The following is a 22,842-nucleotide window of genomic DNA, read 5'->3' as shown; positions in this document are numbered from 1 at the left end:
GCCCCCATGCGCGACATCGCCCGCGATAAGGACAGCGCCTGGCAGGTCTTGCTGATCTTCCTGCGCCTGGGCTGCACCAGCTTTGGCGGCCCCATCGCCCACCTCGGCTACTTCCGCCAGGCCTTCGTCACGCGGCGCCAGTGGCTGGACGAAGCCGCCTATGCCGAGCTGGTCGCGCTCTGCCAGCTGCTGCCCGGCCCGACCAGCAGCCAGGTCGGCATGGCCCTGGGCCTGGGGCGCGCCGGTAGCTGGGGTCTGCTGGCGGCCTGGCTGGGTTTCACCCTGCCCTCCGCCCTGCTGCTGATCCTGTTCGCCCTGGGCCTCGCCCACTTTCCGGGATTGGCCGACTCGGGCGCGGTGCATGGGCTCAAGGTCTTTGCCGTGGCGGTGGTGGCCCAGGCGGTCTGGAGCATGGGCCGCAGCCTCTGCCCGGATACCTCGCGCCGCATCCTGGCGCTGGTCGCCGCCGGCCTGGCGCTCTGGCTGCCCGGTTCGGTGGGCCAGCTGCTGGGCCTGGGTCTGGCCGCCCTGGTCGGACGCCTGGCCCTGGCGCCCGCCGCCACGCCGCCGGCCCCGAGCCTGCAAACGGGACTCTCCCGGCGCCTGGGTGTCGTCGCACTGCTGCTGTTCCTGCTGCCGCTGCTGCTCTTACCCGTCTGGGACAACCTGGCCGCGGGTGTCTATCGCGCCGGCGCCCTGGTGTTCGGCGGCGGCCATGTGGTGCTGCCGCTGCTGCAGGCGGTGGTGGTGCCCAGCGGCCTGGTCAGTGATAGCCAGGTCATGGCCGGCTATGGCCTGGCCCAGGCGGTGCCCGGCCCGCTGTTCACCTTTGCCGCCTACCTGGGGATCCTGGTACCCGCGGCCCTGCCCGCCTGGCTCAATGGCCTGCTCTGGACCCTGCTGATCTTTCTGCCCGGCGCCCTGCTGCTGCTCGCGGCCCTGCCGTTCTGGCAGTCACTGCGCCAGCACCCCGGCTGGCAACGCCTGCTGACCGGACTCAACGCCGGAGTCGTCGGTCTGCTGCTCGCGGCGCTCTACGATCCGGTGTGGACGGGGGCGATCCGCAGCCTGACGGATGTCGTCCTGGCCGCCCTGGCCCTGGCGCTACTCCTGCGCACCCGCTGGTCACCGGTGCTGATCGCGCTGCTGGTCGCCTTAATCGTCTGTCTATTGAACTTTTAGCGCACTACCGTTTAGCGGCATCCCACTAGTGGCCCGATGAAATTGCGGCGTGGTTCGCTGTAGGTCCGTGGAAAGCTAGGCACTGTCGGCGTGACGTTCCGCTGTGTGAAACGTCTTGCCCTGCGCGAGAACGTGTCCAGCGAGCGCAAGGCCTGACCTGCATTAAGGATGACCGCAATGACCTACAAGAACCCCCTGGACACCCCCGCTCCCCTGTTCACCGCTGCCGCCACCACCAAGGCGCCGCTGACCGCCGCCCCCGCCAAGCCGGCCGGCATCTCTGACGGCGTCACCTACTACGCCTTCCAGAGCCAGCCGCGGCTGACCCTCGACATCAATACCGCGCCCGAATACGTTGGCTTCGCCAAGACCTTCGATGCCAAGGGCCCCCACTACGCGGCCGGCTCGACCCTGAACGAACTGACCCTGACCGGTCACTGGGAAGGCCAGCTGACGCGCCTCGACGGCCATACCCGCGGCGCCACCGCCAGCGACGGCACCCTGGATTCGAGCATCACCAAGCTCACCGTCAGCCTCACCGACACCGCTGACAACCAGTTCCACGAAGGCGACATCATCACCCTCAACAACTTCGACGGCCTGCAGACCTTCGACGGCTCCAAGTCCACCGCCGGCCTGTCGATCGACTTCCTCAATGGCTACGAGCACGGCCTGGATCACCTCTATTCCAGCCAGAGCGCCTTCCTCAAGAGCGTGACCACCGGCAGCGGCAACGACCTGATTCAGGTCAGCACCATCGCCGCGCCGGAACTCGACAGCGTGGCCGCCCTGAGCAACTGCCGGGTCAAGACCCTTAGCGTCGACAGCGGCGCCGGCAACGACCAGATCGGCGCCCATATCCAGCAGGCCGACATCGTCATCAAGGCCGGTGCCGGCAACGATTTTGTCGACCTGCTGTTCACCGAAGGGGTGGCTGCCCACAACGCCACCGTACGCGGCAACTATGGCCATGGCGCCACCGTCACCCTGGGTGAAGGCCGAGACACCCTCAGCCTGCTCACCTCCAGCCTGGTCAACTTCGACGGTTCCAGCAGCGCCACCGCCAACCGCTCCCTGGCGGCCAATCACGTGACCGTGACCGACTACAACGCCAAGGACGACCAGATCGTTTTCGGCTCCTCGCTGTTCGTCGATGCGGCGGTCACCACCGTGGCGGACGCCACCCTCAAGGGCGCGACCAGCCTCTATGCCGCCCTGCAGCAGGTGGTCCAGACCACCACCGGCGACGTGCACGCCGCGGTCTTCCACTATGGCAAGGACACCTACGTCTTCCATGACGGCAGCGACCGCGGCCAGATTGATGCCTCGGACTCGCTGATCCAGCTGGTGGGTACGCACGACCTCACCGACGTGGCCTCCACCGTCGCCGCCGGCGAGCGCGGCATCGGCAACTGGGGCTGATCCCCTACGCTGCCCTGCCCCTTCCACAGGCAGGGCAGCGAGCGCTGGTTCCCAGCCCTGACCTCTCAGGGGCACTAGCCGGACGCATCCGGGGTCTGTCTAACCACACCCACCCCGCGTGCAAGAGGAAACCGAGATGAAGATCCTGATGGTCCTGACCTCCCATGACCAGCTCGGCGACACCGGCAAGAAAACCGGCTTCTGGCTGGAAGAATTCGCCGCTCCCTACTACGTCTTCAAGGACGCCGGTGCCGAGATCACCCTGGCCTCCCCCGCCGGCGGCCAACCGCCGCTGGACCCCAAGAGCGACGCGCCCGACGCCCAGACCGAGTCCACCGAGCGCTTCAAGAACGATCCCGAAGCGCAGCAGGCGCTGGCCAGCACCGTCAAGCTCGCCGAGGTGCAGGCCGAGGACTACGACAGCGTCTTCTATCCCGGCGGCCACGGCCCGCTCTGGGACCTCGCCGAATCCCGCGACTCCATCGCCCTGCTCGAAGCCTTCGCCCAGGCCAACAAGCCCTTCGGGCTGGTCTGCCACGCGCCCGGCGTGCTGCGCCACGTCAAGGCCGCCGATGGCACCCCGCTGGTCAAGGGCCGCACCGTCACCGGCTTCACCAACAGCGAAGAAGCCGGGGTGCAACTCACCGACGTGGTGCCCTTCCTGGTGGAAGACGAACTGAAGAAGCTAGGCGCCCGCTACGAAAAGGGCCCGGACTGGGGCGAATTCGTGGTCGAAGACGGCAACCTGGTCACCGGCCAGAATCCGGCGAGTTCGGAAGCCGCGGCAGACGCCTTGCTGACCAAGCTGGGCTGAGCGGCCCGAACCTGAAAGAGCCCGCCTGATGGCGGGCTTTTTTCTGGGGACCGCCAATGCCTACGCACGGCAGTTTTCCGCACTGCATCCTCGCTCTGCTGACCAAGTGCCACTAGTCGCAAAGATTGCAGAATTCCTGGCGCCAGCCGACAGCCTCTCATGAGCGCAGCCTTAGCCCTGCGCCGCCCAGGCTGGAAAGGATATTCCGTGCAAGCTATTACCTGGTCGTATTTTCAGAGCCTTGCCCGATGAAGAGACTCCTGCTCGGCGTGCGCGCCCTGATGTCCGTGCCCAAGGACAATCCTGGCCTGATCAGGGCGCAATACCTCGCGCTGTCGCGCCAGCTGCCGATGATGTACTTCATCCTGCTGACCAACACCCTGATGCTGGCCGGCACCCACTACGCCGTCGCGCCACGCTGGCTGGTGCTCTACTGCCCGCTGGTCATGACGCTGTTCGGCGTGATCCGGGCGGCCGAATGGATCCGCACGCGCAATCAACCGCGCAGTCCGACGCAGATGCTCACGGCCCTGAAGCGCACCAACCGACTGGCGCCCTTCGTGGCCTCGGCCTTCACCGCCTGGGCGCTGGCGTTGTTTCCCTATGGCGACAGCTATACCCAGGCGCATGTGGGCTTCTACATGGCCATCACCGTAATCGGCTGCATCTTCTGCATGATGCACCTGCTGCCCGCGGCCCTGGCCACCACCGCCGTGGTCAACACCGCCTTCGTAGTGTTCTTCGCCTCCACCACCATCAGCACCTTCGTGGCCACGGCGATCGACGTCCTGCTGGTGTCCATCGCCATGCTGGTCATCCTCAAGGCGCAGTACGGCGACTTCACCCGGCTGGTGAACATGCAGGCGCAGACGGCGAAACTCAGCGAGGAAAATCTCAAGCTGGCCAACCAGGACAGCCTGACCGGCCTGGCCAATCGGCGGCAGTTCTTCTCCCGCCTCGATACGCTGCTGGCCGACGCGCGCACCCAGGGGACCCGCCTGGCCGTGGGCCTGATCGACCTGGACGGTTTCAAGCCGATCAACGATCTCTATGGCCATAGCGTGGGCGACCGACTGCTCCATCAGGTCGGCCAGCGCCTGAGCAGGCTGCTGGGCGAGGACGTCCACCTCGCCCGCCTGGGCGGCGACGAATTCAGCCTGATCATCACCGGGGTCTTGAACGATGAGCAGCTGCGGGCGTTTGGCGAAAGGGTCTGCGCCAGCCTGCGCGAGCCCTTCCTGCTGGTGGACCTGCCCATCCAGATCAGTGGCTCGCTGGGCCTCGCGACCTTTCCCGACCAGGCCTTTTCCGCCACGGACGTCTATGAGCATGCCGACTACGCCCTGTACCAGAGCAAGCGCCACCGTCCCGGCACGGCCTGCCTGTTCAGCACCGCCCATCGCCAGCAACTCAATCGCGAAGGCCTGACCGAACAGGCCCTGCGCCGGGCCGACCTGGAGCGCGAGTTCTACATGGTCTTCCAGCCCATCGTGGACATCCGCAGCAAGCAAACCGTGGCCTTCGAGGCGCTCGCCCGCTGGGAAAGCCCGGAGCTGGGCAACGTCCCGCCGGGTGATTTCATCGCCACCGCCGAGCGCGTCGGCATGGTCAATCGCCTGACCCTGCCGCTGCTGAACAAGGCGCTGAACGCGGCCGCGCGCTGGCCTGCCGGCATCCGCCTGGCCTTCAACCTCTCCGCCCACGACTGTGCCTCCGAGGAAGCCGCCCAACAGATCGTCGAACTGATCAAGCACAGCCCGTTCGACCCGGCCTGTCTGGATCTCGAAATCACCGAAACCGCCGCCATCCAGGACCTGCCCCAGACCCAGCGCGCTATCAGCCGCTTCCGCGAACTGGGCTGCGGCATCTCCCTCGACGACTTCGGCACCGGCTATTCCAGCCTGAGCCAGATCCACGCCCTCCCCCTGACCAAACTCAAGGTGGACCGCACCTTCGTCACCAACCTCCACCTCGACCCGGCCAGCTTCAAGATCGTCAAATCCCTGATCGCCCTGTGTCAGGACATGCAGCTGGAATGCATCGTGGAAGGGGTGGAAACCGCAGCAGAACTGGGTGCGCTGAAGAATCTAGGCTGTACAAGGGCGCAGGGATATCTGTTCGCCAAGCCGATGCGGGCGAGTGATATTAGGGGTTGGTTGGAGGGGAAGCAGCTGGAGAAGGTGCTGGCGGTTTGACTTGCAGGGGTATCAGGTGCGACGCAATCTCTTGTCCAAGCAGCGATCTCTCGCTTAGACGCGTCCGCTCACACCTGTAATCCCGTAACACCTTGCCCTGCCTAGGTTTACGTAGGTGCTCGTGCCATTTCATTCAGAAGCTTGAAGAAGTTTAGCTTAGGCCGATAAGTATGGGCTTGACCCTGCACTCCTGAAGCCTGCGGAAAGCCGATATAGACATACTTGCTTGCGCGACACGCTTGGCCCGTCGGTCCTAGAACATGAATACCGTGATGTGATCATTCCGTGGCTGCAGGCGGCCAAAAGAGGACGTAGACAAGCGACCGCTACCGACCCAAAGCTGCCGTTGGCGTAGGGCCGCTAGTGACCAGAAGCGGACGCCTGGGACAGCAGCCCACGCCTTAGAGGTTCTTGCCTCTTAGCGTTGTTAGACATTGCGACCCTGTCTAGCGAACAACGCCGTCCCCTGGTTTGTTCAACCAGCGAAACGAATGGCTGATAGCATTGGGCACAACGTGCCCTACAGTAAGATCCAGTTGACTAGGAGAACATGATGTCCAAGGACAATACCGATCTAGAGCAGACTGTCAGCACCACGGTTTTAGGTATGGAAACCAGCGACTATAGGTTTGAAAGCTTTTGCAATGCAATCGTCTCCACGCTGGAAGGAGGTGCTGTCATATTTTCTACTTCTCTTTCCTGGGATCTGGGGCGAGATGGTGTCGGCGGGGGCAGAGCCTCGGGATTATATGTTTGCACTAGCTTGCGTGATGACATAGATGCGAAAGCTCTTTCTGATATAGCCAGAATAACTGCAACCACAAGTAATATTTCCCGAATTTATTTTTGTTCTTCCCACTGCCTAAGCGAACATCGACGCCAATCAATTGAAAGTCTGCTTGCCGATAAAGTCGATAAAGCTTTTCCAATAATTTGCCTGGGTGCAAGTCAGCTTGTAGAGACGGATCTTAGCCGCAGTTCAGGCCTGTTGGAGCGGCACTATGGGTCTGAAATAAGCAATGCGCTTAGATCGATTGGTCGTGGATCCAGCGACGATACTGAGATTCGTGGCTTGAGACTAGCTTTGATTTCATCATCCGCCGATAACTCTGCAGAGATAAGGTTTGAGGTATACGCATCTGGGGTGCTAGATGTGCTTGCAGATGAAAAATCTCGCACTTTAGAAGCATTGGCTCGTGATTTTTCAGGCCTGTTGAGGCTACAAAGAAATGTCGCTCGCGAGGCAATAATTCCAGCTATCTCGCGACTTTGCGAAAGTGGATTTATAGAAGAAAAAAGCGGTATATATTGTGTGACTCCCAGTGGGCTCGTAGCAAGACAGGATCGAGAGAAAGGCGCGGCTGTACGTTTGTTGGAGGGACGCCAGGCTATTAGAGAGGTTTTGGAAAATGCAATTGGTTCCCGTTTCTTAGATAATCAATTTAGCCGTATTTGGGAAGTCCTCGAAGATAAGATGGCTCAGTATTTTCTGTTGCGTGGCGATGCTCTTGTAGCGGAAATTAGCGCACTCATAAATGAGGAGCACCAAATAACGCATCTTACCTCGCCTTTGAGCTTTCTGGATGAGTTTGCCACGGCTGTAGCCGCTACATCTCAACATCCACAACAGCGAGAGGAGCTAAAGCAGGCTATAAAGGATATGTTTACTGACCGAACCAGCGCAGCAACTGACTGGCTAGTTCGACTTAGTGCAAGCTTTCTTTCTCTTTGTGCTGCGGGACTAGAACACTCCAGCAACTCTGCGCTCTCAAAGCTTTTCGCGAGAACGACTTTGGTGCTCGATACTGATGTGGTTTTATCTCTTCTAGGTACGGGAGAGCCAGAGCACAACTCTGTCGAGATGATTGTTGATAGATGGACGCGCCTCAATGGAAATGTCTTTGCACCTACTCCTGTTTTAGAAGAGGTTGCCTATCATGCTTATATCGCAACTCGCGATTATGAGGAGGTGAGGCATCAATTGCCCGGGACAGCAGAAGAACGTTTGCAACTCATTGATAACGTATTCGTTCGCTCTTTTGCTCAGTTAATGGCAGATAAGAAGGCGCAACCGACTCATTGGTCAGCCTATCTAAAAGATTTCAAGGGAGATAGCGAATATGATTTTAGTCGTATATCTTCCGCATTATCGGATTACAAAATAGGACAACTTTTTGATCGATCTACTCAGGAGTCCGATCTGGAGGAAAGGGTACGTCGCTTTCTAGTCGAGGGCGCTAGTGACAGGTACACCGGTAGAGCTCTTAGAAATGCTCAGGATAAAGCTCGGCGTGATGCCGAGATATACTCGGCACTAATTCATCATCTAAGGCTGGTTAAGAGCGAAGATCCCGCAGCTACGTGCCTACTCGTAAGTTCCGCGCGGCGACTAGTGCAGGTTGATACTCGCTTCCAGAGAAGTGGAGAGCAGCAGTTGGTCATCTCTGTTGCGGCGCTTCTACAGCTTATCTCCCTATTGCCTGATGTGACGCTTGGCCTGTCAGCAATGAAAGCGTTCCTATTTGATGAGAGAAGGCGCGGATTCTCTTCTGAACTCGAAAGAGCACTGTTGAGGCTCGTGCGCTCTAGCGGAACTTATTCTTTGCCTTGGGCGAAGCGAGGTTCGCTCATGCGCTCTGTCAGGGATCGACTAATTCAAGATGCGCACCAGCAGGGTAAGCGCAAGCTATCGGCTGACGACATCGCTCGAATCGAACACGAGTCTCTCATGCCCGAGAGAGCCCCCCAGACGGCAGCCTTGCTCCATCAGGCCTTAGAAGCCATCGCCGTTGATCCGCGTTTGGAGCAGGAAAACACTGCATTGAGAGCTGAAATCAGACAGCTTAAAACGGAGTTGGAGCATCGTCAGACTGTTGCCCGAACTAGTCAGAAGCGGCGCAAGCACAAGCGTAGAAAATAGATGACGATTGAGTCCGCCGTACCAAATAATGAATTGACGCAAATTTCCAGGCGATCTCGGAAAGCTAGAGTGGCGCCCTTGTTTGCGAAACTCCATTAAGGAATGTTCCTGACAGTAATGAGCTCAGCGCAAATGGCCTCGTAGAAAGGATGCAGGTCAGTAGTGATCGGCCGCCCCTGGCCGGAAGCTGCTCACCACCAACGGCCGCTTTGGGTCGTTAGCGGTCAGTCATGAATGACTGCTTTCGTCCCTGAGCCGCGTGTGCGACCGGTCACGTCAAATGCCAACGGCTACTCAGCACCTATGCAAATTGTTCCGATAGAGGGCAATTTCTTCCTCAAGCGACTAGCCGGAATGAAGGGCTGCCACACAGCCTAACCAATAGTTTTCCCAAGTTGCCTGAGCGTCCATTCATCAATCACATCAGCCTAGTTCTGCCCCATCGCACGACGCTGATCCCGCCACGACCTTGTTGTAAACGGTGCGCGAGTCCCCTCTGCTGGCGAGCTAGCTATTTCTCGATCCAGTCGGAGTCGTAACCCACCCCGTGCGAACGCTGCTGGCCGTGCGGCGCCAGTCGTGGAGACTGCCAGTATTCACCCTCATCAAAAACCAAAAGCCCGCAATTACGCGGGCTTTTGGCTTTTTCTGCAAGACGTACCGGGCTATGCCGGACGCGGGATCACTCCCACTCGATCGTCGCCGGCGGCTTGCTCGAGACGTCGTAGGTGACGCGGGAGATGCCGTCGATTTCGTTGATGATGCGGTTGGAGACCTTTTCCAGCAGCTCGTAGGGCAGATGGGCCCAGCGGGCGGTCATGAAGTCGATGGTTTCCACCGCGCGCAGGGCGACGACCCAGGCGTAGCGACGACCGTCGCCGACCACGCCGACGGATTTTACCGGCTGGAAGACGACGAAGGCCTGGCTGACCTTGTGGTACCAGTCGGCCTTGCGCAGTTCGGTGATGAAGATGTCGTCGGCCCGACGCAGCAGGTCGGCGTATTCCTTCTTCACTTCGCCGAGGATGCGCACGCCCAGGCCCGGACCCGGGAAGGGATGGCGGTAGACCATGTCGTAGGGCAGGCCCAGCTCCAGGCCGATCTTGCGCACCTCGTCCTTGAACAGTTCGCGCAGCGGCTCGACCAGTTTGAGGTTCATCTCCTCGGGCAGGCCGCCGACGTTGTGGTGGGACTTGATGACATGGGCCTTGCCGGTCTTGGCGCCGGCCGACTCGATGACGTCGGGGTAGATGGTGCCCTGGGCCAGGAACTTGATGTTGTCGAGCTTGCTGGCTTCGGCGTCGAAGACGTCGATGAAGGTGCGGCCGATGATCTTGCGCTTCTTCTCCGGGTCGGCTTCGCCTTCCAGGTTGGTCAGGAAGCGCTGCTCGGAGTTGGCGCGGATCACCTTGACGCCCATGTTCTCGGCGAACATGGCCATCACCTGGTCACCCTCGTGCAGGCGCAGCAGGCCGTTGTCGACGAAGACGCAGGTCAGCTGGTCGCCGATGGCCTTGTGCAGCAGGGCTGCGACCACCGAGGAGTCGACGCCGCCGGAGAGGCCCAGCAGCACGTTGGCGCTGCCGACCTGGGCGCGCACCTGGGCGATGGCGTCCTCGACGATGTTGGCCGGGGTCCAGAGGGCTTCGCAGCCGCAGATGTCCTTCAGGAAGCGCGAGAGGATGCGACCGCCCTGCTTGGTGTGGGTCACCTCGGGGTGGAACTGCACGCCGTACCAGCCGCGCTCGTCGTCACCCATGGCGGCGATGGCGCAGCTCGGGGTGCTGGCGACGATGTGGAAGCCGTCCGGCAGCTTGCCGACCTTGTCGCCATGGCTCATCCAGACGTCCAGGCCAAGCACGCCGTCGTCGTCGATGTGGTCTTCGATGCCTTCGAGCAGGCGGCTCTTGCCGACCACGTCGACCTTGGCATAGCCGAATTCACGGATGTTGGAGCCTTCGACCTTGCCGCCGAGCTGCTCGGCCATGGTCTGCATGCCGTAGCAGATGCCGAACAGGGGCACGCCCAGGTCGAACACCGCCTTGGGTGCGCGCGGGCTGCCAGCCTCATGGACCGACTCGGGACCACCGGCGAGGATGATGCCGCGCGGAGCGAAGGCACGGATGTCGGCGTCGTCCATGTCGAAGGGGTGCAGCTCGCAATAGACGCCCAGTTCGCGCACGCGGCGGGCGATGAGCTGGGTGTACTGGGAGCCGAAGTCGAGGATGAGGATGCGGTGGGCGTGGATGTCTTGGGACATGGCCAGGTCTCGATAGCGCTAGGTTCAGACGATTCGGGGCTGTAAGACAGCCCCGAATCGCAACGTAAGAACTAAGAGCCTGTTAAAAGTCCGCTGCGCGTCGGCCAAACCGCGTTGAAAATGGCTTCGGAATGCTCATTTACCCTTTGTAAACTCCGCTTCCTCAGCCATTTTCGCCTTGTTTGTCGCTAGCTCGCGGCGCTTTTAACAGGCTCTTGAATTAGGAATCAGCCCACGCGGTAGTTGGGCGCTTCCTTGGTGATCTGCACGTCGTGGACGTGGGATTCGGCCATGCCGGCGCCGGTGATGCGCACGAACTGCGGCTTGGTGCGCATCTGCTCGACGGTGGCGCAACCGGTGTAGCCCATGGAGGCGCGCAGGCCGCCCATCAGCTGGTGGATGATCGCCGCCAGCGGGCCCTTGTAGGGGACGCGGCCTTCGATGCCTTCGGGGACCAGCTTCTCGGCGCCGGAGGCGGAATCCTGGAAGTAGCGGTCGCTGGAGCCCTGGGTCTGGGACATGGCGCCCAGGGAGCCCATGCCGCGGTAGGACTTGTAGGAGCGGCCCTGGAACAGCTCGACCTCGCCCGGGGCCTCTTCGGTACCGGCGAACATGGAGCCCATCATCACGCAGTAGCCACCGGCGACGATGGCCTTGGACAGGTCACCGGAGAAGCGGATACCGCCGTCGGCGATCAGCGGGACGCCGGTGCCTTCGAGGGCGGCGGCGACGTTGGCGATGGCGGAGATCTGCGGCACGCCGACACCGGCGACGATGCGGGTGGTGCAGATGGAGCCCGGGCCGATACCGACCTTGACCGCGTCGGCGCCGGCGTCAGCCAGGGCCTTGGCGGCTTCGGCGGTGGCGATGTTGCCGCCGATGACCTGGACCTGCGGATAGGTCTCCTTGACCCAGCGCACGCGCTCGATCACGCCCTTGGAGTGACCGTGGGCGGTATCGACCACGATGACGTCGACGCCGGCGGCGACCAGGGCGGCCACGCGCTCGGGAGTCTCGGCGCCGGTACCGACGGCCGCGCCGACGCGCAGGCTACCGGCGTCGTCCTTGCTGGCGTTGGGGTAGGCCTTGGCCTTTTCGATGTCCTTGACGGTCATCATGCCCTTGAGGGCGAAGGCTTCGTCGACGATCAGCACCTTCTCGATGCGGTGCTTGTGCAGCAGCTCGCGGACTTCCTGCTTGTCGGCGCCTTCGCGCACGGTGACCAGGCGATCCTTGGGGGTCATGACTTCGCGCACCGGCACGTCGAGACGGGTCTCGAAGCGCACGTCGCGGGAGGTGACGATACCGACCAGGTCACGACCGGAGAGCACAGGAACACCGGAGATGTTGTGCATACGGGTCAGGTCGAACAGGTCGCGCACGCTGGCGTCGGCGTCGATGGTGATGGGGTCCTTCACCACGCCGGCCTCGAAGCGCTTGACCTTGCGGACTTCCGCGGCCTGCTGCTCGACGGTCATGTTCTTGTGGATGATGCCGATGCCGCCTTCCTGGGCCATGGCGATGGCCAGACGGGACTCGGTCACGGTGTCCATGGCGGCGGACACCAGGGGAATGTTCAGCTCGATGCCACGGGTCAGGCGGGTCTTGAGACTGACGTCTTTCGGCAGGACATCCGAATAGCCGGGGATGAGGAGAACGTCGTCGAACGTCAGGGCTTCTTGGCTGATGCGCAGCATGGCGGGCGCTCCCGGGCGGGAAAATTTAGGAGCGCGACATTATACCTGCGCTTGGGGATGGGCGGCAACGGACCTGGACACCAACGGTAAGAGGATTCGATTTACGTGAGAATGACTATCAACATAGAATCGCCGCCACTTTCCCCGCCCCTCTCGAGATCGCCCTTGAACACGCCGCCCAGAGCCCTTCGCCGTTTCGCGCCCTTCGCCTTCAGCACCCTGGCCCTGGCGACCAGTTCGAGCCTCCTGGCCGCGGAAAACGCCAGCCTCGCCCCCATGGACATTTCCGCCCCGGCTACGGAGGCCGACCAGGGCTATCGCGCGACCCGGGCCTCGACCGCGAGCAAGAGCGATGTGCCGATCAGGGAAGAGGCGCAGTCGGTGCAGACCGTGACTCCGCAGCTGATCCAGGACTACGAGGTGCGGACCCTGGACGATGCCTCGAAATTCGTCAGCGGCGTGACCCAGAGCAACACCCTGGCTGGGACCAAGGACGCCTTCGTCAAACGCGGCTTCGGCACCAACGCCGACGGCTCCATCTTCCGCGACGGGGTGCGCTCGAATCTGTCGCATAACTTCGACGCCACCGCCGAGCGTGTGGAAGTTCTGAAGGGCCCCGCCTCTCTGCTCTATGGCGCCCTGGAGCCGGGCGGCCTGATCAACGTGGTCAGCAAACAGCCGCAGTATCAACAGCGCACCACCCTGAGGGGCTCGGCCTACAGCGAGGGCGGCGGCAATCTCGGCGTCGACACCACCGGCCCCCTGGGCGACAGCGGCTTCGCCTATCGGCTGATCGCCGAGCGGCAGAGCGAGGACTACTGGCGCAACTACGGGGTGGATCAGCACACCCTGGTGGCGCCGTCGCTGTCCTGGACCGGCGAGCGCGCCAGCCTGACGCTGGCCTATTCCTACAATGATTACACCGGCCCGGTGGATCGGGGGACGGTGTTCGTCAATGGGCATCCCAGCAGCGCCAGCTACGACAAGCGCCTCGACGAGAAATGGGCCCAGACCAAAGGCATCACCGAGACGGCCAGTGCTCGTTTCGAGTACCAGCTCAGTGACGACTGGAAGACGCGGCTGATCTACGCCTGGAACAATGACAGGTACAGCCTGGACTTCGCTCAGCCAGCCTCTCTAGCCGCCAATGGCAACCTGCTGCGGGCGGCCAATGGCGCCCACTACGACTACGAGACCCAGTACACCAGTTGGGACTTCATCGGCAGTCAGGAAGTGTTTGGCCAACGTCATGAGCTGCTGGTAGGCATCGACCACGAAGAGAACAGCCAGTACCGCGGCAAGACCTATCGCAACACCAACACGCGGCGAAACATCAATATCAATGCGCCCGTCTATGGCAACCTGGCGCCGCCGAGCGATCTCAGTCCGACGCAGAGCAACCAGGATAGCGACCTCGACTCGACCTCCCTGTACTTCAAGGACAACTGGCACCTCAACGACCGCTGGATCCTGGTCCTCGGCGGGCGCTATCAACAGTTCGACCAGTACGCGGCTCAGGGTTTGGCACCCCATGTGGTCAACCTGGACAAGCGCGATCACGCAGTGACACCGCTGGCCGGACTAGTATTCAAGGCCACCGACGATCTATCGCTGTATGGCAATTACAGCCGCTCGTTCGTCCCCAACACCACGGTGGACGACCTGGGTACTACTTTCGATCCCGAAGAAGGCCGCAGCTTCGAGGTAGGCGCCAAGTATGACCTGGCGCCGGGGCTGAACCTGAACGTCGCGCTCTATGACATCGAGAAAAAGAACGTGGTCACCACTCGTACCGAGCGCGGCCTGACTATTGGCGAAGCCGCCGGCAAGGTCGGCTCGCGTGGCGTGGAGGTGGATCTCACCGGTCGCCTGGCCGAGCGCTGGGACGTCGTCGCCACCTACGCCTACGATCACACCGAGGTGCTCGACGATCCCAGCAACGAGGGCAATCGCCTGACGCAGGCGCCCAAGCACAGCGGCAGCCTCTACCTGACCCACCACCTGCTGGTGCCGTCCAACCTGGGTGGCTGGCACCTCGGCGGCGGCGCCCGCTACGTCGGCGAGCGCGCCGGCGATGCGGCCAACAGCTTCTACATGAGCAGCTACACCGTGGCCGACGCCTTCCTGCGCTGGGACCTGCCGGTGACCGGCTACCAGACCCGCCTGCAGCTCAACGTCGACAACCTGTTCGACAAGCAGTACTACCCATCGAGCGCCAACAGCCCGCTGCAGGTGGCAGTAGGCGAGCCGCGGACGGCGCGGTTGAGTGCCACGGTGAGCTTCTGATCCAGGGAATACGTCTACCTCTTAGCCCTCAGCGTGCGAAACAGGCCGAGGGCTGAGAGGTGCGATGCCCCCTTCCGGCAACGTCCTTCAGCGCCAACGAATGAGGCATGGTTCACTGACGGGGCGTGGAAAGGCAGGCACTGTCCAGCCCACGTTCGTTTGTTCAAGTCGTTTGCTCTTCTGAGCAAGTTCAGCGAGCGCTCAACCTGACTTTCACCAAGGATGAACGCCATGACTGCCAAGCAACATCCGCTAGACGCTGACCAGACCCTCTCCAATCCATCCGCCGCCTTTGCCAGGGCAGCCCAGGCCGCCGTACCCGCCACGCCGGCCGGTATCTTCGACGGCGTCAGCTACTACGCTTTCCAGAACCAGCCGCGCCTTACCCTCGACATCAATGCCGCCGCGGCCAAGGTCGGTTTCGCCAAGACCTTCGACGCCAACGGCCCGCACTACACGGCAGGCTCGACGTTGAATGAAGTGAGCCTCATCGGTCACTACGAAGAGCAACGAACGCTCCTGGATGGCCATACCCGCGGCACCACACCGGGAGACACCTCGCTGGATTCCAGCATTGCCAAGCTGACCGTCAGCCTCACCGATGTGCCCACCAATGACCTCAACCTGTGGTCTCACGTCGACCTGAGCAACTTCGACGGGCTGCAGACGTTCGACGGCTCCCAGTCCACCGTCGGCCTGTTCATCGACCTGACCAATGCCTACAGAACCGATGGCCCCGACGTGCGTAGCGAGAGCGCCTTTCTCAAGACGGTAACGACCGGTAGCGCGGGCGATTTTCTCTATGTCAGCACCATCGCCGCAGCGGAGTTGGACAGCGTCGCCGCGCTCGGCAATTCCAGGGTGAAGCCCTTGACGATAGACACGAGTGCAGGTGGGGACGATATCTCGGCCTACATCCAGCAGGCCGATATGGTCATCAACGCCGGTGCGGGTGGAGACTCCATCGACCTGTCCATCGAAAAGGGCGTCGCGGCGCACAATGCCACCGTAAGGGGCAACTACGGTCACGGCGCTACCATCACCATGGGTGAAGGCCGGGACTACCTCATCGTCGACACCCTGGGCAACGGCACGTTGGCCAACTTCGATGGCAGCAGCAGCGCCGCCGCCAATCGCTCTCTGGCGGCCAACCACGTCACGATTACCGACTACCAGGCCAGTGAAGACCAGCTCATCTTCGGTTTTTCGATCCAGAAACCCGAGGCGGTCACCACGGTGGCGGATGCGGCCCTGAAGGGCGCCAACAGCCTGTACGGCGCACTGCAACAGGTGGCGCAATCCATGGCCTACAACGAGCATGCCGCGGTCTTTCACTATGGCTCGAACACCTACGTTCTGCATAACGTGGGCGATACCGGTCAGATCGACGCCGCCGATTCGCTGATCCAACTGGTGGGCATCCAGGATCTGCAGGACGTGGCCGGTACGGTGTCCGCCGGTCCGCGCGGCATAGGCAGCTAGGGCCCGGCACCCGGCCGCGGGATCCCTGCCTGCCCAGACGTTGGGGTCCCGTGGCTTTCGCGCGATCTGGCGGCTCGGAACAATGGAGGCGACAGCACCGCCGAGAGCGGGCGAAGAAAATCGCCCTGAGCCGGAAAGAGGCAATGGACAGCGGATGTCAGCCAGGTGCTGATGCTCTATCCTAGCCGCCCCGCCACGGGGCCTCGGCCCGCCTGGCGGGCCTCTTTCCGTCTTCGGCCAGTCCCCCTCATGCTCGATCGCCGCACCCTTCTGCACTTCGCCGCTGGTACCGCGCTGCTCGCCGGCCTGCCCGGTCGGGTGTTCGCGCGGCCAGCGGTCGTCGATGGCGACTTTCCGCGGCAGGTGGAGCATGTGGTGGGCAGCACCCTGATCCCGCGCCAACCCCAGCGGGTGGCCGTGATCTCCACCGGCCAGCTGGACGCCGCCCTGAGCCTGGGCGTGATCCCGGCGGGCACCACCCGTGTGGACAATCGCGAACTGGCGCCCGGCTATCTGCGCACCGCCCTCGCCAGCCGCGCGCAGGAGCTGGAGGCCATGGTCGATCTGGGCAGTCGCCAGGCGCCGGATCTGGAAGCCCTGGCACGCCTGGCGCCGGACCTGATCGTGCTCAATCGCACCGTGCTCAAGGCCGGCGGGCTGGAGCTGTTCTCTCGCATCGCCCCCACGGTGGTGGCGCGCGGCACCGGCGGCAACTGGCGACCGGATTTCCTGCTGCTGGCCGATGCCCTGGGCCGCCGGCAGCAGGCCGAGCGACTGCTGGCGGAGCTGGATAGTGACCTGACCGGTCTGGCGCAGCGCTTCGGCGCCCAGCCGCCGTCCGCCTCCCTGCTGTTTTCCAGCGGCGCGCGACTGCGCCTGATGGGCGCGGATTCCTTTGCCGGCGGACTGCTGCAGGCCATGGGCGTGACCCGTCCGGCGGCGCAGCGCTTCAAGGGCACCTCGCGGGACGTCAGCGCCGAGTTGCTGGACCTGGCCGACGCCGACTGGCTGTTCTATGCCGAGCAGGGCACCGCCCTGGCCAGCCTGGCGCGACAGCCGCTGTGGCCGCGGCTCAGTGCGGTGAGCCAATCCCGGGCCATCCGCGTGGACACCGACGCCTTCTATCTCAACGCCGGCCCCCTCGCCGCGCGCCAGGTGATCAGCACGGTCGCCGGCGCCCTGGGGGTGACATGACCGCATCGGCCCGCCCCGCGCCTCTGGCGCAACGAGCATCCGCGACCCGCGGCGGCCTGGTGCTGGTCCTGCTGCTGATCGTCCTGGCGCTGGCGATGGTGGCGAGTCTGGGCATAGGGGCGCGGTCGCTGTCGGCGGCGCAAATCCTGCACCTGCTCGTCGCCCCCGATGACTCCACCGACGCCGTGGTGCTCTGGGAACTGCGCCTGCCGCGCACCCTGCTCGGACTGCTGGTGGGCGCGGCCCTGGGCCTGGCCGGTGCCCTGATGCAGGCGCTGACGCGCAATCCGCTGGCCGATCCCGGATTGCTGGGGATCAATGCCGGGGCGGCCTTCGCCGTGGTGGCCGGGTTGTCGCTGGTGGGGCTGGACGATGCCCCGACGCGCCTGGCTTGTGCCCTGCTGGGAGCGGCCCTGGCCGCCGGCCTGGTCTATCTGCTCGGTGGCAGTGCCCCGGCCCGTGGTCAGCCCATACGGTTGATCCTGGCCGGTATCGCCCTCAGCGCCAGCCTCAACGCCTGCACCGGCATCATCACCCTGTTCGACAGCGCGGTGTTCGACAGCTACCGCTTCTGGGCGGTGGGCGCCCTGAGCGGCCAGACGCCGGGCGGCGCCCTCAGCATCCTGCCGTTGCTGCTGATCGGCCTGGCGCTGGGTCTGCCCCTGGGCAGCCGTCTCAATGCCCTGGCGCTGGGCGACGACCTGGGTCGCGCCCTGGGCGCCCGACCGGGGCAACTGCGGCTGCTGGCCTTCGTCGCCATCGTGCTGCTGTGCGGCGCCGCCACCGCGGTGGCCGGACCCATCGGCTTTCTCGGCCTGGTGGTGCCCCATGCCCTGCGCCTGCTGGTGGGCGCCGACTGGCGCTGGATCCTGGCCCTGGCGCCCCTGGCCGGCGCCAATCTGTTGTTGCTGGCAGATACCCTGGGCCGCCGCGTGGCCCTGCCAGGCGAGCTGGAAGCCGGGATCGTTTGCGCCCTGCTCGGTACCCCGGTGCTGCTCGCGCTGATCATCCGTTCCGCCCGGCGGGTGCGCCCTTGAGTCGTCATCGCTTCGCCCCCCGCCGCTCGGCGCGCTTCAAGGCCTGCCTGTTGCTGCTCCTGCTGGCGGCCATCGGCATCTGCGCCCTGACCCTCACCGGTGGCGCCTTCGCCCCGGCGCCGCACCGAGTGGCGGTCACCCTGCTCGGTCGGGGCGATGCCCTGGCCAGGCTGATCCTGCTGGATCTGCGCCTGCCGCGGCTGCTGGCGGCCTTTGGCGTCGGCGCCGCCCTGGGCGCCAGCGGCGCCATCTTCCAGCGCCTGGCGCGCAATCCCCTGGCCAGTCCGGACCTGGTGGGCTTCACCGTCGGCTCGGCCAGTGGCGCCCTGATCACCCTGCTCTGGCTGCAACTGGGCGGCGCGGCGCTGATGCTGGGCGCCCTCGGCGGCGGACTGCTGGCCGCGGTACTGGTAGCCGGCCTCGCGGCCCTGGCAAAGATCCGCGGCGAGCGGATGATCCTGCTGGGCATCGCCGTCAGCGCCCTGCTCGCCTCGCTCAACGAATACCTGCTGACCCGCGCCGAGCTGGACGAAGCCCAGGAGGCTCGGCTCTGGCTGTTCGGCAGCCTGGACATGCTGACCTGGAGTCGCACCCTGACCCTGCTCGCCGGCTGCCTGCTGCTCCTGCCGCTGGCCGCCTGGCTGGCGCGGCGGCTGCGCCTGCTGGAGCTGGGCGACGACCTGGCCCGGGCCCTGGGCCTGGCCGTGCTGCCCAGCCAGAATCTGCTGCTGGCGGTTGCCGTGGCCCTGGCCGCCCTGGCCATCGCCACCGCCGGTCCCATCGGCTTCGTCGCCCTGGCGGCGCCCCAGCTGGCCCGGCGCCTGACCCGCAGCGCCGATCTCGGCATCCTCGCCCCCGCCCTGCTCGGCGCCTGCCTCACCGCCCTGGCCGACCTGCTGGCCCAGCGGCTGCTGGCACCCTTCCAGATTCCGGTCGGCTTGCTGACCGGCGCCCTGGGCGGCCTCTATCTGATCTTTTTGCTGAGCCGCGAATGGCGGCGGACCTCATGAGCCAAGACGTCCCTTCCAGTCGCCTCGCCGCCCACGGTCTCACCGTCGGCTACGGCGGCCAGCCGATCTGCGCCGACCTCGATGTGCGGCTGCCAGATGGCCGCTTCACCGTCATCATCGGCCCCAACGGCTGCGGCAAGTCGACCCTGCTGCGCAGTCTGGCGCGGCTGATCCGTCCCCGTGCCGGCGAGGTACGCCTGGACGGCCGGCTGATCCAGGACCTGCCGACCCGCGAGGTGGCCCGTCGCATCGGCCTGCTGCCGCAGAGCGCGGTGGCGCCGGACGACATCCTGGTCAGCGACCTGGTGGCGCGCGGTCGCCACCCCCATCGCCAGGCCTTCGCCGGCTGGACCGATGCCGACGAGCGCGCGGTGCAGCACGCCCTGGAAGCCACCAATACCCTGGAGCTGGCCGAGCGGGCGGTGGACAGTCTGTCCGGCGGTCAGCGCCAGCGTGTCTGGATCGCCCTGGCACTGGCCCAGGAGACCCCGCTGCTGCTGCTCGACGAGCCCACCACCTTTCTCGACATCGCCCACCAGGTGGAGCTGATGGAGCTGCTCTGCCGCCTCAACCGCGAAGGCGGCCGCACCCTGGTGGCGGTGCTGCACGACCTCAACCAGGCCTGTCGCTACGCCGACCACATCATCGCCCTGCGCGCCGGCCGCATCCTCGCCGAGGGCCCGCCGGCGGAGATCGTCAGCCCCGAGCTGATCGAGGAGCTGTACGGCCTCAAGTGCGCGGTGATCGAGAATCCCCTGGCGGGTACGCCGCTGGTGATTCCCTATTAGACGCAGGCCCCGGGAAACGCTGCGCGGTTTTCCAGGCTACCGCTAGGGTGGACAAGGGCGCTGCTTCGTCCACCGTTGCGCCCCATCTTGTCGGACGACCCCGCAGGTGCTCCACTGGCGATCCAGAACAACAACGGAGCTCGCCATGCATATCGTCATCCCGGACGACTACCAGCACGTCGTCGAAACCCTGGATTGCTATCCCCTGCTCCAGCGCGCCGGGCATCAGGTGACGCTCTATCACGACGCCGAACGCGATCCCAGGGTGCTGGTGGAGCGCTTCCGTGACGCCGATGCCCTGGTGCTGACCCGCGAGCGGACCCGCATCGACGCCGAGCTGCTGGCGCACCTGCCGCGGCTCAAGCTGATCAGCCAGACCGGCAAGGCCACCGCCCACCTCGACGTGGCCGCCTGCACCCGCCAGGGCGTGGCGGTGTGCGAAGGCAGTGGCTCGCCGGTCTCCACCGCCGAGTTGACCTGGACGCTGATCCTCATGGCCCGCCGCAAGCTCAAGCCGGCCATCGACGCCCTCTATGCCGGGCGCTGGCAGGTCAATCTGGGCGAACGACTGGACGGGCAGATCCTCGGCATCTGGGGCTATGGCAAGATCGGCCAGCGCCTGGCGCGCTACGGCCAGGCCTTCGGCATGCCGGTGCTGGTCTGGGGCAGCGAGGCCTCGCGCGCCCGCGCCGAAGCCGACGGCCATCGCGCGGCGCCCAGCAAGGAGGCCTTTTTCGCCGAGGCCGATGTCATCAGCCTGCATCTGAGATACAGCGAGCGCAGCCGCGGCTGCGTGCGCGCCGAGGACCTGGCGCGGATGAAGAAGAGCGCCCTGCTGGTCAACACCGCCCGCGCCGGCCTGATCGAGCCCGGCGCCCTGCTCACGGCGCTGGAATTGGGCCATCCCGGCCAGGCGGCGCTGGATGTCTTCGAGCAGGAACCGGTGGCGCCGGACGATCCCCTGCTCGCCCACCCCCAGGTGCTCTGCACCCCGCACCTGGGCTACGTGGAAAAGCACAGCTACGAGCTCTATTTCGGCGAGGCCTTCGCCAACCTGGTGGGCTTCTTCAGCGGCGAACCGACCGGCCTGGCCAATCCGGAGGTGCTGGGGCGGTAGGCTTGGGGGCGCGTGGATCGCGTGGATCGCGTGGATCGCGTGGATAAGGCTGCGCCGTTATCCACCCTACGCAGCGCTCTGTTGGGCGCAGCGAAATCCGACAACTGCACCCTCACCCCAGCCCTCTCCCAGAGGGAGAGGGGGAAAAGCGGCGCACTCCTCGTAGGTTGGGTTGAGCGCAGCGAAGCCCGACAACCTGCACCCTCACCCCAGCCCTCTCCCAGAGGGAGAGGGGGAAAAGCGGCGCACGCCTCGTAGGTTGGGTTGAGCGCAGCGAAGCCCGACAACCTGCACTCTCACCCCAGCCCTCTCCCAGAGGGAGAGGGAGGAAAAGCGGCGCACGCCTCGTAGGTTGGGTTGAGCGCAGCGAAGCCCGACATTGTCCAGGCTTGAACGCTGTTGGACTTCGACGCTGAAGCTGTCTCAACCCAACCTACGGCAAGCGCTCCCTTACCGCGGCGGCGAAGGCGGCGGGGGCTTCCTGGGGGATGTTGTGGCCGCAGCCGGGCAGCACCTCGTAGCGGAAGGGTCCGCTGAAGTGCTGCGCTACCCCGGCTTCATCCTGCACCGCAGTGACCCCATCGTCGGCACCGGCCAATACCGTGGTGGGTACGCGGATGGGTGGCTGAGCGGCGAGCCGGCGCTCGGTCTCGGCATAGGCCGGGTCGTCCGGGGCCAGGCCGTAGCGGTGGCGATAGGAGTGGATCACGGTGTCGACGAAATCGGGATTGTCGAAGGCCGCGGCGGTAAGGGCGTAGGTGGCGTCGCTGAAGCGCCAGCTGGGTGACCACAGCGACCAGAGCAGTCGACAGAATTCGCGGCGATGTTTCGCCAGTCCGGCGCGACCTCGCTCGCTATGGAAGTAGTACTGGTACCAATAGCGCAGCTCCGCCGCCGGTTCGGCAGGCTGGGTCGCGGCGCGGGCGATGTCCTGGATCGGATAGCCGTCGCCCAGCACCAGCCCTGCGACCCGCTCGGGCCAGAGGGCGGCGACGATACCCGCAGCGCGACCACCCCAGTCGTAACCGGCCAGGGTCGCCCGCTCCAGGCCCAGGGCGTCGAGCAGCGCCAGGACGTCATGGGCCAGGGCGGCCTGCTGACCGGAACGCGGGGTGTCGGCGCTCAGGTAGCGGGTCGCGCCATAGCCCCGCAGAAAGGGCACATGGACGCGGCAGCCAGCGGCGGCCAGTTCATCGGCCACCTCGGCGTAGGCGTGGATGTCATAGGGAAAGCCATGCAGCAGCAGGACCGGATGGCCGGCGTCCGGGCCCTGGACTTGGTAGGCGACGTCCAGGACGCCGGCCTGGATGGAGGTGAGCATGGGGGATCTCCGCCACGGGTGTTGTAGAGCGGAGAGGTGGATCGGCTTGGGAGTTCCCAAGGTGGCAGCGTCGCGTGGAAAACGCTACGCGGTTCCACCCTACCAGGCTACGGCGTC

15 protein-coding genes are annotated in these 22,842 nt (G+C 64.5%); 12 read left to right on the top strand and 3 right to left on the bottom strand.

Annotated elements, in window-relative coordinates; translation table 11 throughout:
- The first annotated feature begins 6 nt into the window (after nucleotides 1-6).
- The 5 genes from chrA to DBY63_RS24765 all read left to right on the top strand — a co-directional run bounded on the left by chrA (nucleotide 7) and on the right by DBY63_RS24765 (nucleotide 8,533).
- The gene (gene chrA, locus DBY63_RS13355; protein WP_108582285.1) at nucleotides 7-1,182 is read left to right on the top strand and encodes a chromate efflux transporter; all 1,176 of its coding nucleotides are present in this window, start codon (nucleotides 7-9) and stop codon (nucleotides 1,180-1,182) included.
- A 177-nt stretch (nucleotides 1,183-1,359) separates the two neighbouring features.
- On the top strand, nucleotides 1,360-2,604 hold the full coding sequence (locus tag DBY63_RS13350) for a hypothetical protein (protein WP_108582284.1): 1,245 nt from the start codon (nucleotides 1,360-1,362) through the stop codon (nucleotides 2,602-2,604).
- Nucleotides 2,605-2,740: 136 nt separating this feature from the next.
- Nucleotides 2,741-3,418 (top strand): type 1 glutamine amidotransferase domain-containing protein, encoded by a 678-nt coding sequence (locus tag DBY63_RS13345; RefSeq protein WP_007160645.1) that lies wholly within the window; start codon nucleotides 2,741-2,743, stop codon nucleotides 3,416-3,418.
- A 248-nt stretch (nucleotides 3,419-3,666) separates the two neighbouring features.
- Nucleotides 3,667-5,613, top strand: a complete 1,947-nt coding sequence (locus tag DBY63_RS13340; protein ID WP_108582283.1) for an EAL domain-containing protein — start codon at nucleotides 3,667-3,669, stop codon at nucleotides 5,611-5,613.
- A 553-nt stretch (nucleotides 5,614-6,166) separates the two neighbouring features.
- A complete protein-coding gene (locus tag DBY63_RS24765; protein WP_146750255.1) occupies nucleotides 6,167-8,533 on the top strand; it encodes a hypothetical protein in 2,367 nt (788 codons plus the stop codon).
- A gap of 682 nt (nucleotides 8,534-9,215) precedes the next feature.
- Here the strand turns inward: DBY63_RS24765 and guaA are convergent.
- Nucleotides 9,216-10,793: a glutamine-hydrolyzing GMP synthase gene (gene guaA / locus DBY63_RS13335; RefSeq protein ID WP_058790639.1), complete on the bottom strand. Its 1,578-nt coding sequence runs from the start codon at nucleotides 10,791-10,793 to the stop codon at nucleotides 9,216-9,218.
- 227 nt (nucleotides 10,794-11,020) lie between these two features.
- Complete coding sequence (gene guaB / locus DBY63_RS13330) at nucleotides 11,021-12,490, bottom strand: IMP dehydrogenase (RefSeq protein WP_007160653.1); 1,470 nt, start codon at nucleotides 12,488-12,490, stop codon at nucleotides 11,021-11,023.
- Between the two features lie 165 nt (nucleotides 12,491-12,655).
- Between guaB and DBY63_RS13325 the strand changes: the two genes are divergently transcribed.
- The 7 genes from DBY63_RS13325 to DBY63_RS13295 all read left to right on the top strand — a co-directional run bounded on the left by DBY63_RS13325 (nucleotide 12,656) and on the right by DBY63_RS13295 (nucleotide 21,404).
- Nucleotides 12,656-14,776, top strand: a complete 2,121-nt coding sequence (locus DBY63_RS13325) for a TonB-dependent siderophore receptor (protein WP_108582282.1) — start codon at nucleotides 12,656-12,658, stop codon at nucleotides 14,774-14,776.
- Between the two features lie 231 nt (nucleotides 14,777-15,007).
- Nucleotides 15,008-16,258, top strand: a complete 1,251-nt coding sequence (locus tag DBY63_RS13320; RefSeq protein ID WP_108582281.1) for a hypothetical protein — start codon at nucleotides 15,008-15,010, stop codon at nucleotides 16,256-16,258.
- A gap of 249 nt (nucleotides 16,259-16,507) precedes the next feature.
- Nucleotides 16,508-17,452, top strand: a complete 945-nt coding sequence (locus DBY63_RS13315) for an iron-siderophore ABC transporter substrate-binding protein (RefSeq protein ID WP_108582280.1) — start codon at nucleotides 16,508-16,510, stop codon at nucleotides 17,450-17,452.
- Entirely contained in the window at nucleotides 17,449-18,489 is a 1,041-nt protein-coding gene (locus DBY63_RS13310) for an iron chelate uptake ABC transporter family permease subunit (RefSeq protein WP_256594390.1), read from the top strand. Before DBY63_RS13315 ends, DBY63_RS13310 begins: the two co-directional genes overlap by 4 nt.
- Nucleotides 18,486-19,499 carry an iron chelate uptake ABC transporter family permease subunit gene (locus DBY63_RS13305; RefSeq protein WP_108582278.1) on the top strand — a complete coding sequence of 338 codons (1,014 nt, stop codon included), beginning with the start codon at nucleotides 18,486-18,488 and terminating at the stop codon, nucleotides 19,497-19,499. Before DBY63_RS13310 ends, DBY63_RS13305 begins: the two co-directional genes overlap by 4 nt.
- Nucleotides 19,481-20,287 (top strand): ABC transporter ATP-binding protein, encoded by an 807-nt coding sequence (locus tag DBY63_RS13300; protein ID WP_108582277.1) that lies wholly within the window; start codon nucleotides 19,481-19,483, stop codon nucleotides 20,285-20,287. The genes DBY63_RS13305 and DBY63_RS13300 overlap by 19 nt, the downstream gene beginning before the upstream one ends.
- A 145-nt stretch (nucleotides 20,288-20,432) precedes the next feature.
- Nucleotides 20,433-21,404 carry a D-2-hydroxyacid dehydrogenase family protein gene (locus DBY63_RS13295; RefSeq protein ID WP_108582276.1) on the top strand — a complete coding sequence of 324 codons (972 nt, stop codon included), beginning with the start codon at nucleotides 20,433-20,435 and terminating at the stop codon, nucleotides 21,402-21,404.
- A gap of 433 nt (nucleotides 21,405-21,837) precedes the next feature.
- Here the strand turns inward: DBY63_RS13295 and DBY63_RS13290 are convergent, their stop codons facing one another.
- Complete coding sequence (locus DBY63_RS13290) at nucleotides 21,838-22,725, bottom strand: alpha/beta hydrolase (protein ID WP_077172301.1); 888 nt, start codon at nucleotides 22,723-22,725, stop codon at nucleotides 21,838-21,840.
- Nucleotides 22,726-22,842: the final 117 nt, after the last annotated feature.

Origin of the sequence: Pseudomonas sp. RIT411, from assembly GCF_003057735.2 — a bacterium.
Taxonomy (GTDB): Bacteria; Pseudomonadota; Gammaproteobacteria; order Pseudomonadales; family Pseudomonadaceae; genus Chryseomonas; species Chryseomonas oryzihabitans.
Note: the sequence above shows the minus strand (reverse complement) of the source record. Positions and strands in the feature narration are given on the sequence as shown.